The organism is Streptococcus sp. GMD3S, from assembly GCF_000298695.2.
In the GTDB taxonomy this organism is placed as follows: Bacteria; Bacillota; Bacilli; order Lactobacillales; family Streptococcaceae; genus Streptococcus.
Window position 1 is genome coordinate 72,794 of record NZ_AJRC02000003.1, and the last position, 13,171, is coordinate 85,964.

A 13,171-nucleotide genomic window follows, 5' to 3' on the forward strand; every position below is an offset into this window, starting at 1 on the left:
TACGGGCTTTGTATCATAAACTATGCCTAAACGTACTGATATTCAAAAAATTATGGTGATTGGTTCTGGTCCAATTATTATTGGTCAGGCTGCTGAGTTTGACTACGCGGGGACCCAGGCCTGCTTGTCTTTGAAAGAGGAAGGTTATGAAGTTGTCTTGGTGAACTCAAACCCTGCCACCATCATGACGGACAAGGAGATTGCGGACAAGGTCTACATCGAACCGATCACACTCGAGTTTGTGACACGTATTCTCCGTAAGGAACGTCCAGATGCCTTGCTTCCAACTCTTGGAGGCCAAACAGGGCTCAATATGGCCATGGAATTGTCTAAAAATGGAATTCTAGATGAGCTTGGAGTAGAACTTCTGGGTACTAAATTGTCTGCCATCGACCAAGCAGAGGACCGTGACCTCTTTAAACAATTGATGGAAGAGCTTGAACAACCAATTCCAGAATCTGAAATTGTCAACACAGTAGAAGAAGCAGTTGCCTTTGCAGCGACAATTGGCTACCCAGTCATCGTTCGTCCAGCCTTTACCCTAGGTGGTACTGGTGGTGGTATGTGTGCCAACGAGGAAGAACTACGTGAAATCGCTGAAAATGGGTTGAAATTGTCACCTGTTACCCAATGTTTGATTGAACGTTCAATCGCAGGTTTCAAGGAAATCGAGTACGAAGTCATGCGCGATTCAGCTGACAATGCCCTCGTTGTTTGTAACATGGAAAACTTTGACCCAGTGGGGATTCACACAGGGGATTCCATCGTATTCGCCCCTGCGCAAACCATGTCTGACTATGAAAACCAAATGCTACGTGACGCGAGCTTGAGCATTATTCGCGCCCTCAAGATTGAAGGTGGGTGTAACGTTCAGCTGGCCCTTGATCCCCACAGCTTCAAGTACTATGTCATCGAAGTAAACCCTCGTGTATCGCGTTCGTCAGCCCTTGCTTCTAAGGCAACTGGTTACCCAATTGCTAAATTGGCTGCTAAGATTGCCGTCGGTTTGACCTTGGATGAGGTTATTAACCCAGTCACGGGTTCAACCTATGCCATGTTTGAACCAGCCCTTGACTACGTGGTTGCTAAGATTCCACGTTTCCCATTTGACAAGTTTGAAAAAGGTGAGCGCCGTCTTGGGACACAGATGAAGGCCACCGGAGAAGTCATGGCTATCGGTCGAAACATCGAAGAATCTCTCCTTAAGGCCTGTCGCTCCCTTGAAATTGGCGTTCACCACAATGAAATGCCTGAACTTGCAGCGGTTTCAGATGATGCTTTGATTGAAAAGGTTGTCAAGGCTCAAGATGACCGTCTCTTCTACGTATCAGAAGCTATTCGCCGTGGTTACACACCAGAAGAAATTGCTGAATTGACCAAGATTGATATCTTCTATCTGGATAAACTCTTGCATATCTTTGAAATTGAGCAAGAATTGGGTGCTCATCCACAAGATCTAGACGTTTTGAAAACAGCTAAACTAAATGGCTTCTCAGATCGTAAGATTGCTGAACTATGGAAAACAACAGCTGACCAAGTTCGTCAACTTCGCTTGGAAAACAAGATTGTCCCAGTCTACAAGATGGTCGATACTTGTGCGGCGGAGTTTGACTCTGAAACACCATATTTCTATTCAACCTATGGCTGGGAAAATGAGTCTATCAAGTCTGATAAGGAATCTGTCCTAGTCCTAGGTTCAGGTCCAATCCGTATCGGACAAGGGGTTGAGTTTGACTACGCAACTGTTCACTCAGTTAAGGCTATCCAGGCTGCTGGTTATGAAGCTATTATCATGAACTCAAACCCAGAGACCGTTTCTACGGACTTCTCTGTGTCTGATAAGCTCTACTTTGAACCATTGACATTCGAAGATGTCATGAATGTCATTGATCTTGAGCAACCAAAAGGCGTCATCGTTCAGTTTGGTGGTCAAACAGCTATCAACCTTGCAGAGCCATTGGCAAAAGCAGGTGTGACCATCCTTGGTACACAGGTTGCTGACCTAGACCGTGCCGAAGACCGTGACCTCTTTGAACAAGCGCTTAAAGATTTGGATATTCCACAGCCACCTGGCCAAACAGCAACTAATGAAGAAGAAGCGGTGCTTGCTGCTCGCAAAATTGGCTTCCCAGTCCTCGTTCGCCCATCTTATGTCTTAGGTGGACGTGCCATGGAAATCGTAGAAAATGAGGAAGATCTTCGTTCTTACATGCGTACAGCTGTTAAGGCTAGTCCAGACCACCCAGTTCTTGTTGACTCTTACATCGTTGGGCAAGAGTGTGAAGTTGATGCCATCTCAGACGGAGAAAATGTCCTCATCCCTGGTATCATGGAGCACATCGAACGTGCCGGTGTCCACTCAGGTGACTCAATGGCCGTTTATCCACCACAAACCTTGTCGCAAAAGGTGCAGGAAACCATCGCAGACTATACCAAACGTCTAGCAATAGGTCTTAACTGTCTTGGGATGATGAACATTCAGTTTGTCATCAAGGATGAGAAAGTCTATGTTATTGAGGTCAATCCACGTGCCAGCCGTACGGTTCCATTCCTTTCTAAGGTAACCAATATTCCTATGGCTCAGGTAGCTACTAAGCTCATTCTTGGTCAAAGTCTTGAAGAACTGGGCTACCAAGATGGACTTTATCCTGAAAGTGCTCGCGTCCATATCAAGGCACCAGTCTTCTCCTTTACGAAACTAGCAAAGGTAGATAGCTTGCTCGGTCCTGAAATGAAGTCAACAGGGGAAGTCATGGGTTCTGATACTACTCTTGAAAAAGCTCTCTATAAGGCTTTTGAAGCTTCTTACCTGCACTTGCCAACCTTTGGAAATGTTGTCTTTACCATTGCTGATGATGCCAAAGATGAAGCCTTGGACTTGGCTCGTCGTTTCCAAAATATCGGTTATGGTATCCTTGCGACAGAAGGGACAGCAGCCTTCTTTGCCAGTCATGGACTTCAAGCCCAACCTGTTGGTAAGATTGGTGACGATGAACAGGATATCCCAAGCTTTGTCCGCAAAGGGAAAATCCAAGCGATCATCAATACTGTTGGAACCAAACGAACTGCTGACGAAGATGGTGAGCAAATCCGTCGTTCAGCCATTGAACACGGTGTGCCACTCTTTACAGCCCTAGATACAGCTAATGCCATGCTCAAGGTGCTAGAAAGCCGTAGTTTTGTCACAGAAGCGATCTAGTTGAGACAGAATTTTCACAGTTTTAAAGCCAGCGTCAGAAAACGCTGGCTTTTACAATACTGATATTGTTTATTTCAACTATCATTTGTTTTCTTAGGAATCATTCTAAAATGTGATATAATAAGGAAGAATTGGAAATAGGAAACTATTTTCATGATATTTTCAAAAACTCCATTAAGAAAATAGGTAAAGACAGATTAGAAAGTGTAAAATTCCGATGTCTTCTTACAAAAAAGTCTCTCTTTCTGAGATCAATCAATCTATTGAAACTCCCAATAACAATCATTTTTGGCAAAATCTAAAAGCATTCTTAGGACCTGGAGCCCTTGTAGCAGTTGGTTATATGGATCCTGGAAACTGGATTACCAGTGTGGTTGGTGGTGCCTCCTACAAATATAGTCTCTTATTTGTTATTTTGATTTCATCCATCATTGCCATGCAACTACAACAGATGGCTGGAAAGCTCGGTATCGTAACTAGGATGGACCTAGCACAGGCAACTGCACATCATGCTCCCAAGTGGCTTCGTTATAGTTTATGGGTGATTTTAGAATTAGCTTTAATGGCGACCGACTTAGCTGAGGTTCTAGGCTCAGCGATTGCCTTAAATCTTTTATTTAAAATACCAATTATGGTCGCTATCCTCTTAACCGTTTTAGACGTATTTCTTTTGTTGTTGTTGATGAAATTTGGCTTCAAAAAGATTGAAGCCATTGTTACGACCCTTATTTTAACCATATTAGCCATCTTTACCTATCTGGTGGCTTTATCCAATCCAAGTATTCAGGGTATTTTTGGTGGTTATTTACCGACTCCAACATTATTTGAAACACCATTACCAGGTCATGAAAGCCAATTGACCTTGGCTTTAGGAATTGTGGGGGCGACAGTCATGCCCCATAATCTCTATCTTCATTCATCCCTATCCCAAACAAGGAAAATCAATCACAAAGATAAGAAGGATGTTCGAAAAGCCGTGCGTTTTATGACCTGGGATTCAAATCTTCAGTTGTCCCTAGCCTTTATTGTCAATTCCTTGCTTCTCATTTTAGGGGCATCTCTCTTTTTTGGTCATGCATCTGAAATTTCAGCTTTTTCTCAAATGTACAATGCTTTACAGGATTCGAAGATAGCAGGAGCGATAGCTAGTTCAACTCTGTCAACTTTATTTGCCCTAGCCCTCTTAGCAAGTGGTCAAAATTCGACCATTACAGGTACTTTGACAGGACAGATTGTCATGGAAGGTTTCTTGCATCTGAAATTACCTCAGTGGATTATCCGTATCGGTACACGGATTTTTGCCTTACTCCCTGTGATTATTGTTGCCGTTTTGTTTGGACATCAAGAAAAAACCTTGGATCAGTTATTGGTCTATTCACAGGTATTTCTGTCAATCGCTCTTCCGTTTTCAATCTTCCCCTTAATCTATCTGACCTCTAAGAAGTCACTGATGGGAGAATTCACTAATGCCAAGTGGAACACCATCCTAGGTTACGCAGTTTCAATCATCTTGACCATTCTCAATATCAAGCTTCTTTTTGATATTTTTTAACCTCGTTTGAAATCAATTATAGTGTCAGCGTGAAGGTTGACAACATAGAAAGTAGTAGTGATTGGTTCATAAAAAGAAGTACAAAAAAAGAACAGTGGTAACTGTTCTTTTTTATCATTATTTGAGACCGTATTTTTTGTTGAAACGATCCACGCGTCCATCTGCTTGAGTGAACTTTTGACGTCCAGTGTAGAATGGGTGTGAGTCTGATGAAATTTCCACACGGATCAATGGGTAAGTTTCGCCTTCGAACTCAACAGTTTCGTTAGAGCGTTTTGTTGAACCGCTAAGGAATTTGTAACCAGTAGTTGTGTCCATGAAGACAACTGGGCGATATTCTGGATGGATATCTTTTTTCATTTTGCAATATTTCCTTTCTGCCATGGTCTCTTTGCGAGCCATAGATTGTTACTATACTAGTCTATCAGATTCTGATAAGTTTGGCAAGTCTTTTCCCTGATTTTATTAAAAATCTTGATAAAAAATCACTCCAGTGTTTACTGGAGTGAGGGTAGAAGAATGATTAGTTCTCTTGATTTGGAGCTTTTTCTTCTTGTTGATTTTTTACTTCTGTTTCTTTTACTGGTTCTGCGTTTTCTTCTGCTGATTTAGCCTCTTTTTCAGTTTCAGTAGGTTCTGTTTCTGTTGATTCTGTTACAGTTTCAGCTTCAGCCTCTGTTTCAGTTGGTTCGGCTACTGGCTCAGCTTCTGTTTTTGTTTCAGATTCAGATTCAGTAGTTTCTTCTTTTACTGGTTCTGCATTTTCTGCTGCTGATTCAGCTTCCACATTAGCTGGTTCCTTAGATTCTTCTTTTTGCTCGGTTTCCTCTTTAGCTGTCTCTGTTTTATCAGCTGTAGTTTCTTCTTTTTTACGTTCTTGGGATTCTTTTTTGATTTCTTCGACTGCAGTTTTAACGGTAGAGCTTGTTACACGTCCGACAGTTTGAGCAAAATCTTTACCAGACTCAGCTAATTCAGTAAATGATTCTTTTGTAATTTTACCACCTGACATTGCCAAGAGACCAGTTACAACTAGTGCAATGCTAGCAAGAATAGCCAAAATCAAACCAAAGCCGATTGAAATGCCATATCCACCAAAGTTAGACATGTACTTATTTACATTAAAGAGACTATTTAGTGTGACGAGAGTTGCAATTGCACCCGCAACAATGACACCAATTGAGAACCCTTTAGGCATTGCTTTATTCATGTTATTCAAGCACGCAAGAACAATAGACACAATAGCCGCGATAATGACAAACCACCCATCACCTTGGTAACCATTCACACTATAGGACCCAAAAGAACCTGCATTTAAACTAGCCCATGGCAAGAGTGAACCAAGGATTGCTACTCCAGCAGAAATGAGAATATACAAACGATTTTTTTCCATTATTATGTCTCCTTTTATTCAGTTTGATTTATTATACCATAAACTGAGGTACAAAGAAACCGTATATTTTAAGAAACTAGCATATAAAAGGCCAAGAAAATTCTTTCTTAGCCTTGGTGCATCTGTAGGGCCTCTTTTAGTTCTTTGTATATTTGTTCGTTTTCTTCTAGACTATAGGAATTGGCGCCACTGGCTAATGGATGCCCTCCTCCGTCGTGTCGTTTGGCAATCTCATTGATAGGAGTGATTTTACTGCGCATACGCACACGGAAGTGACCATCAGCTTGTTCAACAAAGATAGCCCAAGCCTTAACAGTATCAATTCGGCCAGGTGCTCCGACAATTGCAGCTGTTTCAGCATCCGTAACCTTATATTTTTCCAAGGTGTCTTGAGTAAGTAGAACGCGTGCAGCTCCATTCTCATCAACTTCTAAATGATCATAGACATACCCTTGCAGTTTTGCAATCTTGAAGCTCATGGTATCCATTTGACGAGACAGTCCAGCAAAGTCAAAATCAATTTCTCGGAGCTGGCCAGCTATTCTAAAGGTACGGGCACTGGTTGAAGGGTAGAGAAAACGCCCTGTGTCCCCGACAATTCCTGCATAGAGAAGTCGTGCCGCTTCACTAGACAAAGTTAGCTGATTTTCTTGAGCAAATAATGCAATCATCTCACTGGCGCTGCTTGAACTTGTATCCACCCAAGATAGGTCACCATAGATGTCATCATTTGGATGGTGATCGATTTTGATGGTGAAATTAGCTTGTTCGTAGCGTTTATCATCGATACGAGGGCGATTCGCTGTATCACAAATAATAGCAAGAGCTCCTTGGTAGTCATTGTCTTGGACAGTATCCATTTCCGCCATCCAGGTTAGAGTTGGTTCGTTATAACCGACTGCTTTGATGGTCTTTTCTGGAAAATGGTGTGTGAGAAGAGCTTTTAAACCTACCTGACTCCCTAAGGCATCTGGATCTGGTTTCATATGACGATGAATGATAATGGTATCGTATTCTTTGATTTTCTCTAAAATTTGCTGGCAAATTTCCATAAGTAACCTCAATTCTTTCTCATTTCATTGTAGCACAAGAATTTTTATTTTTAAAATGAAAAAGATATGATATAATGGAGAAAGATAAATTGAGGAGGACGATATGGCATTAGCAAAAATTGTATTTGCCAGTATGACCGGTAATACCGAAGAAATTGCAGATATTGTAGCAGATAAATTGCGTGACTTGGGCTTGGATGTCGATGTTGATGAATGTACGACTGTTGACGCTTCAGACTTCTTGGAAGCGGATATCGCAATTGTTGCGACTTACACTTACGGAGATGGAGAATTGCCAGATGAGATGATGGACTTCTACGAAGACCTAGCTGATCTCAACTTGAATGGCAAAATCTACGGAGTGGTCGGTTCAGGAGATACCTTCTACGACGAATTCTGTAAGGCTGTTGATGACTTTGATCGTGTATTTGTAGCGACAGGAGCTGAAAAAGGTTCAGAGTGTGTTAAAGTGGACCTCTCTGCCGAAGAAGAAGACATCGAACGTTTGGAACAATTCGCAGAAGAATTGGCTGCAAAAGTAGGATAAGAATCAAACTGCGCTGACTGGAAGAAGTCAGTGCGTTTTTTTATTAGTTTTTTGGGATTTTACTAGCCTATTTGGTGGCTTTTTGATACAATAATTCAAATAAAGGAGGAGACACTATGGATTTAGATACTATTCGGCAAGAAATTGATCAAATCGACGACCAAATCGTCAAGCTCCTAGAAGAACGGATGCATTTGGTTGAGGGAGTAGTTGCCTATAAGAAAGCCTCAGGAAAACCTATTTTAGATTCCAAGCGAGAAGAAATCATTTTTGAAAAGGTCAAAAATCGAGTAGAAGATAAGCGCTACCAGGAGACCATTGTTGCGACTTTTTCAGACATTCTCAAACGTTCGCGTGATTATCAGGATCAAAACATCAAATGAAAAAAGAACAATTTTATCCGCTCGGGATTTTTCTGGCTGCTATGTTGGGAGGCCTTGTCCGCTACCTGGTTTCTACTTGGTTACCAGCCAGTCCCGACTTTCCTTGGGGTACCCTCCTTGTCAACTATCTGGGAATATTCTGCCTGGTCTATCTGGTAAAAGGCTATCTGGCCCATAAGGGAACTAGTAAAGGCTTAATTTTGGCGCTGGGGACGGGTTTTTGCGGTGGCCTGACAACCTTTTCTAGCCTAATGCTTGATGCAGTAAAACTGCTTGATACCGGGCGTTATCTTAGCTTAATCATCTATCTGCTTTTGAGTATTGGAGGAGGTCTACTCTTGGCTTATGTTCTAGGGAGGAAGAAATGGTAATCGTTTATCTTGCAATCGCCTGCGGGTTCGGAGCCCTGGTGCGGTATTTCTTTTCCCGCTATAATCAAGCTTCTAAATTGCCCCTCGGAACGCTTATAGCCAATCTTTTAGGTTGTTTTTTGATCGGCCTACTCTACAATCATGTGGAGTCCAAGGAAATCTATGCCATCCTAGCGACAGGTTTTTGTGGAGGGTTAACGACCTTTTCAACCTTGAATGACGAGCTACAAAGACTAATCAGTGACAAGAAGGTATTTTATAGCTATTTTCTCTTAACTTATATAGGCGGTTTTCTAGCGATTTTTTTAGGAATTCTGCTATAAATTTCTTTACTTTTAGGTGGAAATTTGGTAAACTGTATCTTGTGTGTAATGGACGCACAAAAATACAGTTTATCCGCTGAGGAAGGTTCCTCAAGATTGACAAAGATAGGAGAATAAAATGAATCCATTAATCCAAAGCTTGACTGAAGGTCAACTTCGTACAGATATCCCATCATTCCGTCCTGGTGACACTGTTCGTGTACACGCGAAAGTTGTCGAAGGTAACCGTGAACGTATCCAGATTTTTGAAGGTGTTGTTATTGCACGTAAAGGTGCAGGCATCTCAGAAAACTACACAGTTCGTAAAATCTCTAACGGTGTAGGTGTTGAGCGTATCTTCCCAATCCACACTCCACGTGTTGAAAAGATCGAAGTTGTTCGTTACGGTAAAGTACGTCGTGCGAAATTGTACTACTTGCGTGCTCTTCAAGGTAAAGCAGCTCGTATCAAAGAAATCCGTCGTTAATTCGACTAAAAAACTCTGCTCACCCAGCAGGGTTTTTCTCTAGCTCCCTTAGTTCAATGGATATAACAACTCCCTCCTAAGGAGTAGTTGCAGGTTCGATTCCTGCAGGGGGCAGTAAACTAGAAACAAAACACTGGATAGCTAGTGTTTTTTTGTTAGTTTTTAACTAGCAAACCCCTCATATCAAGCGCTTGTATGGTATAATAATGGGAAACGTTAACATTGATTTTTAAGGTAGTTCTATCATGTTGGAATACCAAATAAAAAAGATTATGAGTGCTCTACTAGTTTAGTCTGAAAGGGTTATAAGAAAAGGGAAAATACAAATGAAACCAACAAAACTACAATGGGAAGATGTTATCCAATTTGAAGAGGTAAAAGGTTACGGTCAGCATATCTGGAGAGATGGTAATCATCTTTATTATGTTGATGAGGAGGGAGGAATTGCCCCTCAGCGTGTAGTTTATAAATTACCAAATGAGCTGTTTGCCTTATTAGAAAGTGGAGAGAGATCGCTACTCGAAATATCTTGGAAGATTAAGCACGATCGTTGGCCACCGATGGAAGAAGAAATCAATAAAATAAAAAGAGGAAGAGCCAAAGAACGACCAAAGATACTGATAGCTAATCCGAAAAATCAATTACTTTTTACACAAGAAGAATTAAAAGAGTTAATGCCTATTGCAGAGACGATTTGGATCGAATCTGAAGGCAAATTTCCAGATGATTATGTATCACCACTTAAGTAAGGAAGGTATAAAATGAAACCAACAAAACTACAATGGGAAGATGTTATCCAATTCGAAGAAGTAAAAGGTTACGGAAAATCCATCTGGAGAAATGATAACAAGTATTATTTAGTTTCAGAAGAGGGAACCGTAGCTTCTTGGTTAGTTGTCTATGAATTACCACAAGAATTATTTACCTTACTAGAGAGTGGAGAACGGACTCTACTTGAAATATCTTGGAAGGTTCAAAACGATTGTTGGCCACCGACGGAAGAAGAAAAGAAAGCTAGTGAGAAACGATTTATAGAAGAGAGTCCGACATCATTAATTGATTTACCTGAAACTAGAGAGTTATTTACTCAGGAAGAGCTTGAAAGATTAATTCCAATTGCTGTGCAAATGTGGATTGACTGGAGAGGCAAACTTCCAGATGATTATGTATCGCTACTCAAGTAAAAGAGATATATAATGAAACTGAATTCCAGATATTAGAGAGCTCTAATCCAGTTCACTGAAGCTATGAAAAAGCTTATATCATTTGATTATGGTTAGAAAGGGAGTGGAAATGATAGAAAAGAATAAACATTATACTGGACTAGTTCATCTAGGAGAGTTTAAGAACAAATTAGTTTACTATGACTTAAAGACAAAGAAATTGTTTTTTTCGATTCCAGAAAGAACTTCTAAGAGTCAACAGTACGTTATTCTTTCTCTGGTATTGCTATTTCTTCCTTTTATCAGATTTCTGAATGGATTAACAATCTTTAGTATATCTGCTCACAAGTATCTTTATTTGGTTTTATTCTCTTGTCTTTCCTTACTTTTCGGGAAATTGCTGGATGTCTATTTTAAGAAAGATTTGGATTTGTATCCGGCTCTATTTACAGATTTGGAGTACTTAGAATTCCTAGAAGTAGTAAAGAAAAGTGGAGCTGTTGTTTCTTCCGTAATTCGTGGTAGCTTTATTAGTTTGTTAGTATCTTTAGTCGTATTCCTGTTATATCCTAGTTTTTTGCCATTATTTTTCCACTCGATGCTTTTGTTTATTGTCTATTTGTGTTTAGCCAATAATTTGCACAAGCGAAAGAAGATCATGGGGAGCTTGATAAGAAATGCTCGCACCAACTAGATCTTTTTTGCCTATGATAGAGAAGAATTAAAAAAGTAAAGAAAGTCGATGTATATGACAATAGAAATGCTGCAATACAAAAATTGTACGGTATTAAAAAACAATAAGGATTATGAGATTCTGTGGAGTAGAGGGAAAGAAGTGCTTAACTTTCCCATTAGCCAGGAATTAGCAGAACGTGTTTCAAAATCAGAAAAAGATTCTTTAGAAGTAATGTTTTATTGTGAACATCATCGTTGGCCTAAAGCAGATGAGTTAGAAGATTGTAATCAATCGGATACGATTGTACATAGAGGCAATGGATTTATTGTATATGAGACAGATGGTTATTACGAAATTAGCTTCTTTAAAGAAGTTGGAGGAGCCATGGGGCCAGAAGTTCGCTATCCTATTACTAAAGAACTGATGGATAGAGCATTTGAATCTTCTAGGGGAGCATACGAAGTCATGATTTATGCTGAAACGGGGCGCTGGCCTTTATGGTAAAGAGGATGACTTCATATAAACAGCCTCAAAATAGGGAATAAATATAGACATTTGGTAAAAGACAAAGGAGATAAGAATGGAATCAATTTATGTAAGTCAAAAAGATATGTTGGAAATTTGTCAAGATGGTGATAAGTATTTCTTGCGTTATCCAACTTTTAATATTACCATGCCAGAAGTAGTTCAAGAAATCCCCAAAGAAGCTGCAGATAGTTATATGTCGGGAGAACATACTGGTAAAGAGTTGATGAATTATGCAGATTATGGTTTTTGGAAATCTAAAAAGCAGTATACACAAGATGAGTCTGGTAAGCTCTTCATCGAAAATCATCCTTCTTTTATTTTAAAAAACCCAGGAAATACTCGTCGTCTTTTTACAGCAGAGGAATTTAAACAAATTGTCACTCAAGCCATTGTTTCAGAACTGGAACCTAGCGAACTTGATGCAATTGGTATAGTTGATAATCATTTGGAACTTCTTCTAGTTGATCCAGTTGGCTGGGAGGAAGAGATAGAAGCAGTCCATCTGGAAATTCTGCAAGAAAAAATGAATAATTACATTCACTTCCTCGAAAGTAAGCAGTATGTGGAGCGATATGGTGATCAATTTGACAAAAAAGTCATCCATATCACATTCCAGTATTCTCCATCTGATAATGGCTTAGCCTTCCTCGCAGCTGTTCAGCAGGTATTGCAACCGACGGATATGATCTTGAAGGTAGAATTGCCAGAGTAAAAAAGGGAGCGGAAACGCTCTCTTTTTGTGGTATAATGAGACTATATTTATAAAAAGATTATTTAGCATTTCTAAATAGCGAACTACTTATGCCAACGATTGACACAAAGGGGCATTCTTACGATGATTTTCTATCTGCGATTGAACGTCAAGGCTATTATGAAATCAAAAATCCACGCGTCTATGAACCAGGCACTAATAAAATTGAGCAAATTGAAGGAATTTTTAGAATTAATCAATGGAGTAACTAAATGAAAATATATGAATTACCAGAGCCTAAAGATTATCAATCTTTTATTAATTTTTATCGTAATGTGATGAGAGAAGGAAAAGAGGAAGAAGCCTTTTTAGGCACAGATGCAAAATATCGTATACGAGAACGGGATTCTTATGAAGTGGATAGTACAGATATTAGTGTATTGATGGAATATTGCTTATTCCCTCTGTATGCAGAAGGTGACAGGGATATAGCGCGCAGAACCTTTGATATCTTGAAAGATTTTAGTTTATCGGTTGACCTAGTCAAATTAGATAAGGTAACTGATTATATTTCTATGCAAGGCAGTCGTTTAAGAAGATATACAAGCCTTCCCTTTGTTATTGAAACAGATGAGTTGGTAAGAAATATTATAGAAAGTATTTCAAAATTATCAGATGAACAGAAACGTACTTATACCTATGAAAGACTATGTAATGTATTAGACCGTAGTCCGTTATACAGACAGTGTGATGAAGAAAAGGTAGAGAAGATTCTTAAGGAATTCAAGGAAAAATACTACAATCCACCTAAGGTAGTGGAGCTATAG

Annotated in this window: 15 protein-coding genes, 1 tRNA gene and 1 pseudogene; 14 read left to right on the forward strand and 3 right to left on the reverse strand. The window is 39.8% G+C overall.

The genetic code is table 11. The annotated features are described in order from the left end of the window. Positions 1-22: 22 nt before the first annotated feature. Together carB and GMD3S_RS0202205 are read left to right on the forward strand one after the other, a co-directional pair. Positions 23-3,199 carry a carbamoyl-phosphate synthase large subunit gene (gene carB, locus GMD3S_RS0202200; RefSeq protein ID WP_001126419.1) on the forward strand — a complete coding sequence of 1,059 codons (3,177 nt, stop codon included), beginning with the start codon at positions 23-25 and terminating at the stop codon, positions 3,197-3,199. Positions 3,200-3,416: 217 nt separating this feature from the next. Beyond that, positions 3,417-4,751, forward strand: coding sequence for an Nramp family divalent metal transporter (locus GMD3S_RS0202205; protein WP_000100513.1), 1,335 nt, complete (start codon positions 3,417-3,419; stop codon positions 4,749-4,751). 117 nt (positions 4,752-4,868) lie between these two features. Here the strand turns inward: GMD3S_RS0202205 and GMD3S_RS0202210 are convergent, their stop codons facing one another. The 3 genes from GMD3S_RS0202210 to GMD3S_RS0202220 form a co-directional block, all read right to left on the reverse strand. Beyond that, positions 4,869-5,111 (reverse strand): type B 50S ribosomal protein L31, encoded by a 243-nt coding sequence (locus GMD3S_RS0202210; RefSeq protein ID WP_000710762.1) that lies wholly within the window; start codon positions 5,109-5,111, stop codon positions 4,869-4,871. A 163-nt stretch (positions 5,112-5,274) separates the two neighbouring features. Further along, complete coding sequence (locus GMD3S_RS0202215) at positions 5,275-6,144, reverse strand: DUF5336 domain-containing protein (RefSeq protein WP_000414498.1); 870 nt, start codon at positions 6,142-6,144, stop codon at positions 5,275-5,277. A gap of 107 nt (positions 6,145-6,251) precedes the next feature. After that, entirely contained in the window at positions 6,252-7,196 is a 945-nt protein-coding gene (locus GMD3S_RS0202220) for a DHH family phosphoesterase (protein ID WP_000401790.1), read from the reverse strand. 103 nt (positions 7,197-7,299) lie between these two features. Here GMD3S_RS0202220 and GMD3S_RS0202225 point away from each other — a divergent pair, with 103 nt between their 5' ends. The 12 genes and pseudogenes from GMD3S_RS0202225 to GMD3S_RS0202285 all read left to right on the forward strand — a co-directional run bounded on the left by GMD3S_RS0202225 (position 7,300) and on the right by GMD3S_RS0202285 (position 13,171). Next, entirely contained in the window at positions 7,300-7,743 is a 444-nt protein-coding gene (locus tag GMD3S_RS0202225; RefSeq protein WP_001162125.1) for a flavodoxin, read from the forward strand. A 116-nt stretch (positions 7,744-7,859) separates the two neighbouring features. Beyond that, positions 7,860-8,126, forward strand: a complete 267-nt coding sequence (locus GMD3S_RS0202230; RefSeq protein ID WP_000362498.1) for a chorismate mutase — start codon at positions 7,860-7,862, stop codon at positions 8,124-8,126. Beyond that, positions 8,123-8,497, forward strand: coding sequence for a fluoride efflux transporter CrcB (gene crcB / locus GMD3S_RS0202235; protein WP_000712101.1), 375 nt, complete (start codon positions 8,123-8,125; stop codon positions 8,495-8,497). Before GMD3S_RS0202230 ends, crcB (GMD3S_RS0202235) begins: the two co-directional genes overlap by 4 nt. Then, positions 8,491-8,820 (forward strand): fluoride efflux transporter CrcB, encoded by a 330-nt coding sequence (crcB, locus tag GMD3S_RS0202240; protein WP_000237393.1) that lies wholly within the window; start codon positions 8,491-8,493, stop codon positions 8,818-8,820. The genes crcB (GMD3S_RS0202235) and crcB (GMD3S_RS0202240) overlap by 7 nt, the downstream gene beginning before the upstream one ends. A gap of 118 nt (positions 8,821-8,938) precedes the next feature. After that, positions 8,939-9,286: a 50S ribosomal protein L19 gene (gene rplS / locus GMD3S_RS0202245; RefSeq protein WP_001068669.1), complete on the forward strand. Its 348-nt coding sequence runs from the start codon at positions 8,939-8,941 to the stop codon at positions 9,284-9,286. 42 nt (positions 9,287-9,328) lie between these two features. Then, positions 9,329-9,400 (forward strand) — tRNA-Arg (locus GMD3S_RS0202250). 212 nt (positions 9,401-9,612) lie between these two features. Further along, complete coding sequence (locus tag GMD3S_RS0202255) at positions 9,613-10,035, forward strand: hypothetical protein (protein ID WP_000805166.1); 423 nt, start codon at positions 9,613-9,615, stop codon at positions 10,033-10,035. Positions 10,036-10,047: 12 nt separating this feature from the next. Further along, positions 10,048-10,470, forward strand: coding sequence for a hypothetical protein (locus tag GMD3S_RS0202260; protein ID WP_000805164.1), 423 nt, complete (start codon positions 10,048-10,050; stop codon positions 10,468-10,470). A 727-nt stretch (positions 10,471-11,197) separates the two neighbouring features. After that, complete coding sequence (locus tag GMD3S_RS0202270; RefSeq protein WP_008278436.1) at positions 11,198-11,629, forward strand: hypothetical protein; 432 nt, start codon at positions 11,198-11,200, stop codon at positions 11,627-11,629. Positions 11,630-11,705: 76 nt separating this feature from the next. Further along, on the forward strand, positions 11,706-12,365 hold the full coding sequence (locus GMD3S_RS0202275) for a DUF6572 domain-containing protein (RefSeq protein ID WP_000443989.1): 660 nt from the start codon (positions 11,706-11,708) through the stop codon (positions 12,363-12,365). Between the two features lie 86 nt (positions 12,366-12,451). Further along, a pseudogene (locus GMD3S_RS10915) lies at positions 12,452-12,616 on the forward strand (hypothetical protein); the annotation flags it as partial. Then, positions 12,617-13,171, forward strand: a complete 555-nt coding sequence (locus GMD3S_RS0202285; RefSeq protein WP_000708259.1) for an NAD glycohydrolase inhibitor — start codon at positions 12,617-12,619, stop codon at positions 13,169-13,171. It begins immediately after the preceding pseudogene.

Excerpts from the sequence above, each read along its gene's own strand:
- GMD3S_RS0202230 (WP_000362498.1), top strand. The coding sequence starts at position 7,860 with ATGGATTTAGATACTATTCGGCAAGAAATTGATCAAATCGACGACCAA.
- GMD3S_RS0202260 (WP_000805164.1), top strand. The coding sequence starts at position 10,048 with ATGAAACCAACAAAACTACAATGGGAAGATGTTATCCAATTCGAAGAA.
- GMD3S_RS0202205 (WP_000100513.1), top strand. The coding sequence starts at position 3,417 with ATGTCTTCTTACAAAAAAGTCTCTCTTTCTGAGATCAATCAATCTATT.
- rplS (WP_001068669.1), top strand. The coding sequence starts at position 8,939 with ATGAATCCATTAATCCAAAGCTTGACTGAAGGTCAACTTCGTACAGAT.
- GMD3S_RS0202270 (WP_008278436.1), top strand. The coding sequence starts at position 11,198 with ATGACAATAGAAATGCTGCAATACAAAAATTGTACGGTATTAAAAAAC.
- GMD3S_RS0202220 (WP_000401790.1), bottom strand. The coding sequence starts at position 7,196 with ATGGAAATTTGCCAGCAAATTTTAGAGAAAATCAAAGAATACGATACC.
- GMD3S_RS0202215 (WP_000414498.1), bottom strand. The coding sequence starts at position 6,144 with ATGGAAAAAAATCGTTTGTATATTCTCATTTCTGCTGGAGTAGCAATC.
- crcB (WP_000237393.1), top strand. The coding sequence starts at position 8,491 with ATGGTAATCGTTTATCTTGCAATCGCCTGCGGGTTCGGAGCCCTGGTG.
- GMD3S_RS0202285 (WP_000708259.1), top strand. The coding sequence starts at position 12,617 with ATGAAAATATATGAATTACCAGAGCCTAAAGATTATCAATCTTTTATT.
- GMD3S_RS0202210 (WP_000710762.1), bottom strand. The coding sequence starts at position 5,111 with ATGAAAAAAGATATCCATCCAGAATATCGCCCAGTTGTCTTCATGGAC.
- crcB (WP_000712101.1), top strand. The coding sequence starts at position 8,123 with ATGAAAAAAGAACAATTTTATCCGCTCGGGATTTTTCTGGCTGCTATG.
- GMD3S_RS0202275 (WP_000443989.1), top strand. The coding sequence starts at position 11,706 with ATGGAATCAATTTATGTAAGTCAAAAAGATATGTTGGAAATTTGTCAA.
- carB (WP_001126419.1), top strand. The coding sequence starts at position 23 with ATGCCTAAACGTACTGATATTCAAAAAATTATGGTGATTGGTTCTGGT.
- GMD3S_RS0202225 (WP_001162125.1), top strand. The coding sequence starts at position 7,300 with ATGGCATTAGCAAAAATTGTATTTGCCAGTATGACCGGTAATACCGAA.
- GMD3S_RS0202255 (WP_000805166.1), top strand. The coding sequence starts at position 9,613 with ATGAAACCAACAAAACTACAATGGGAAGATGTTATCCAATTTGAAGAG.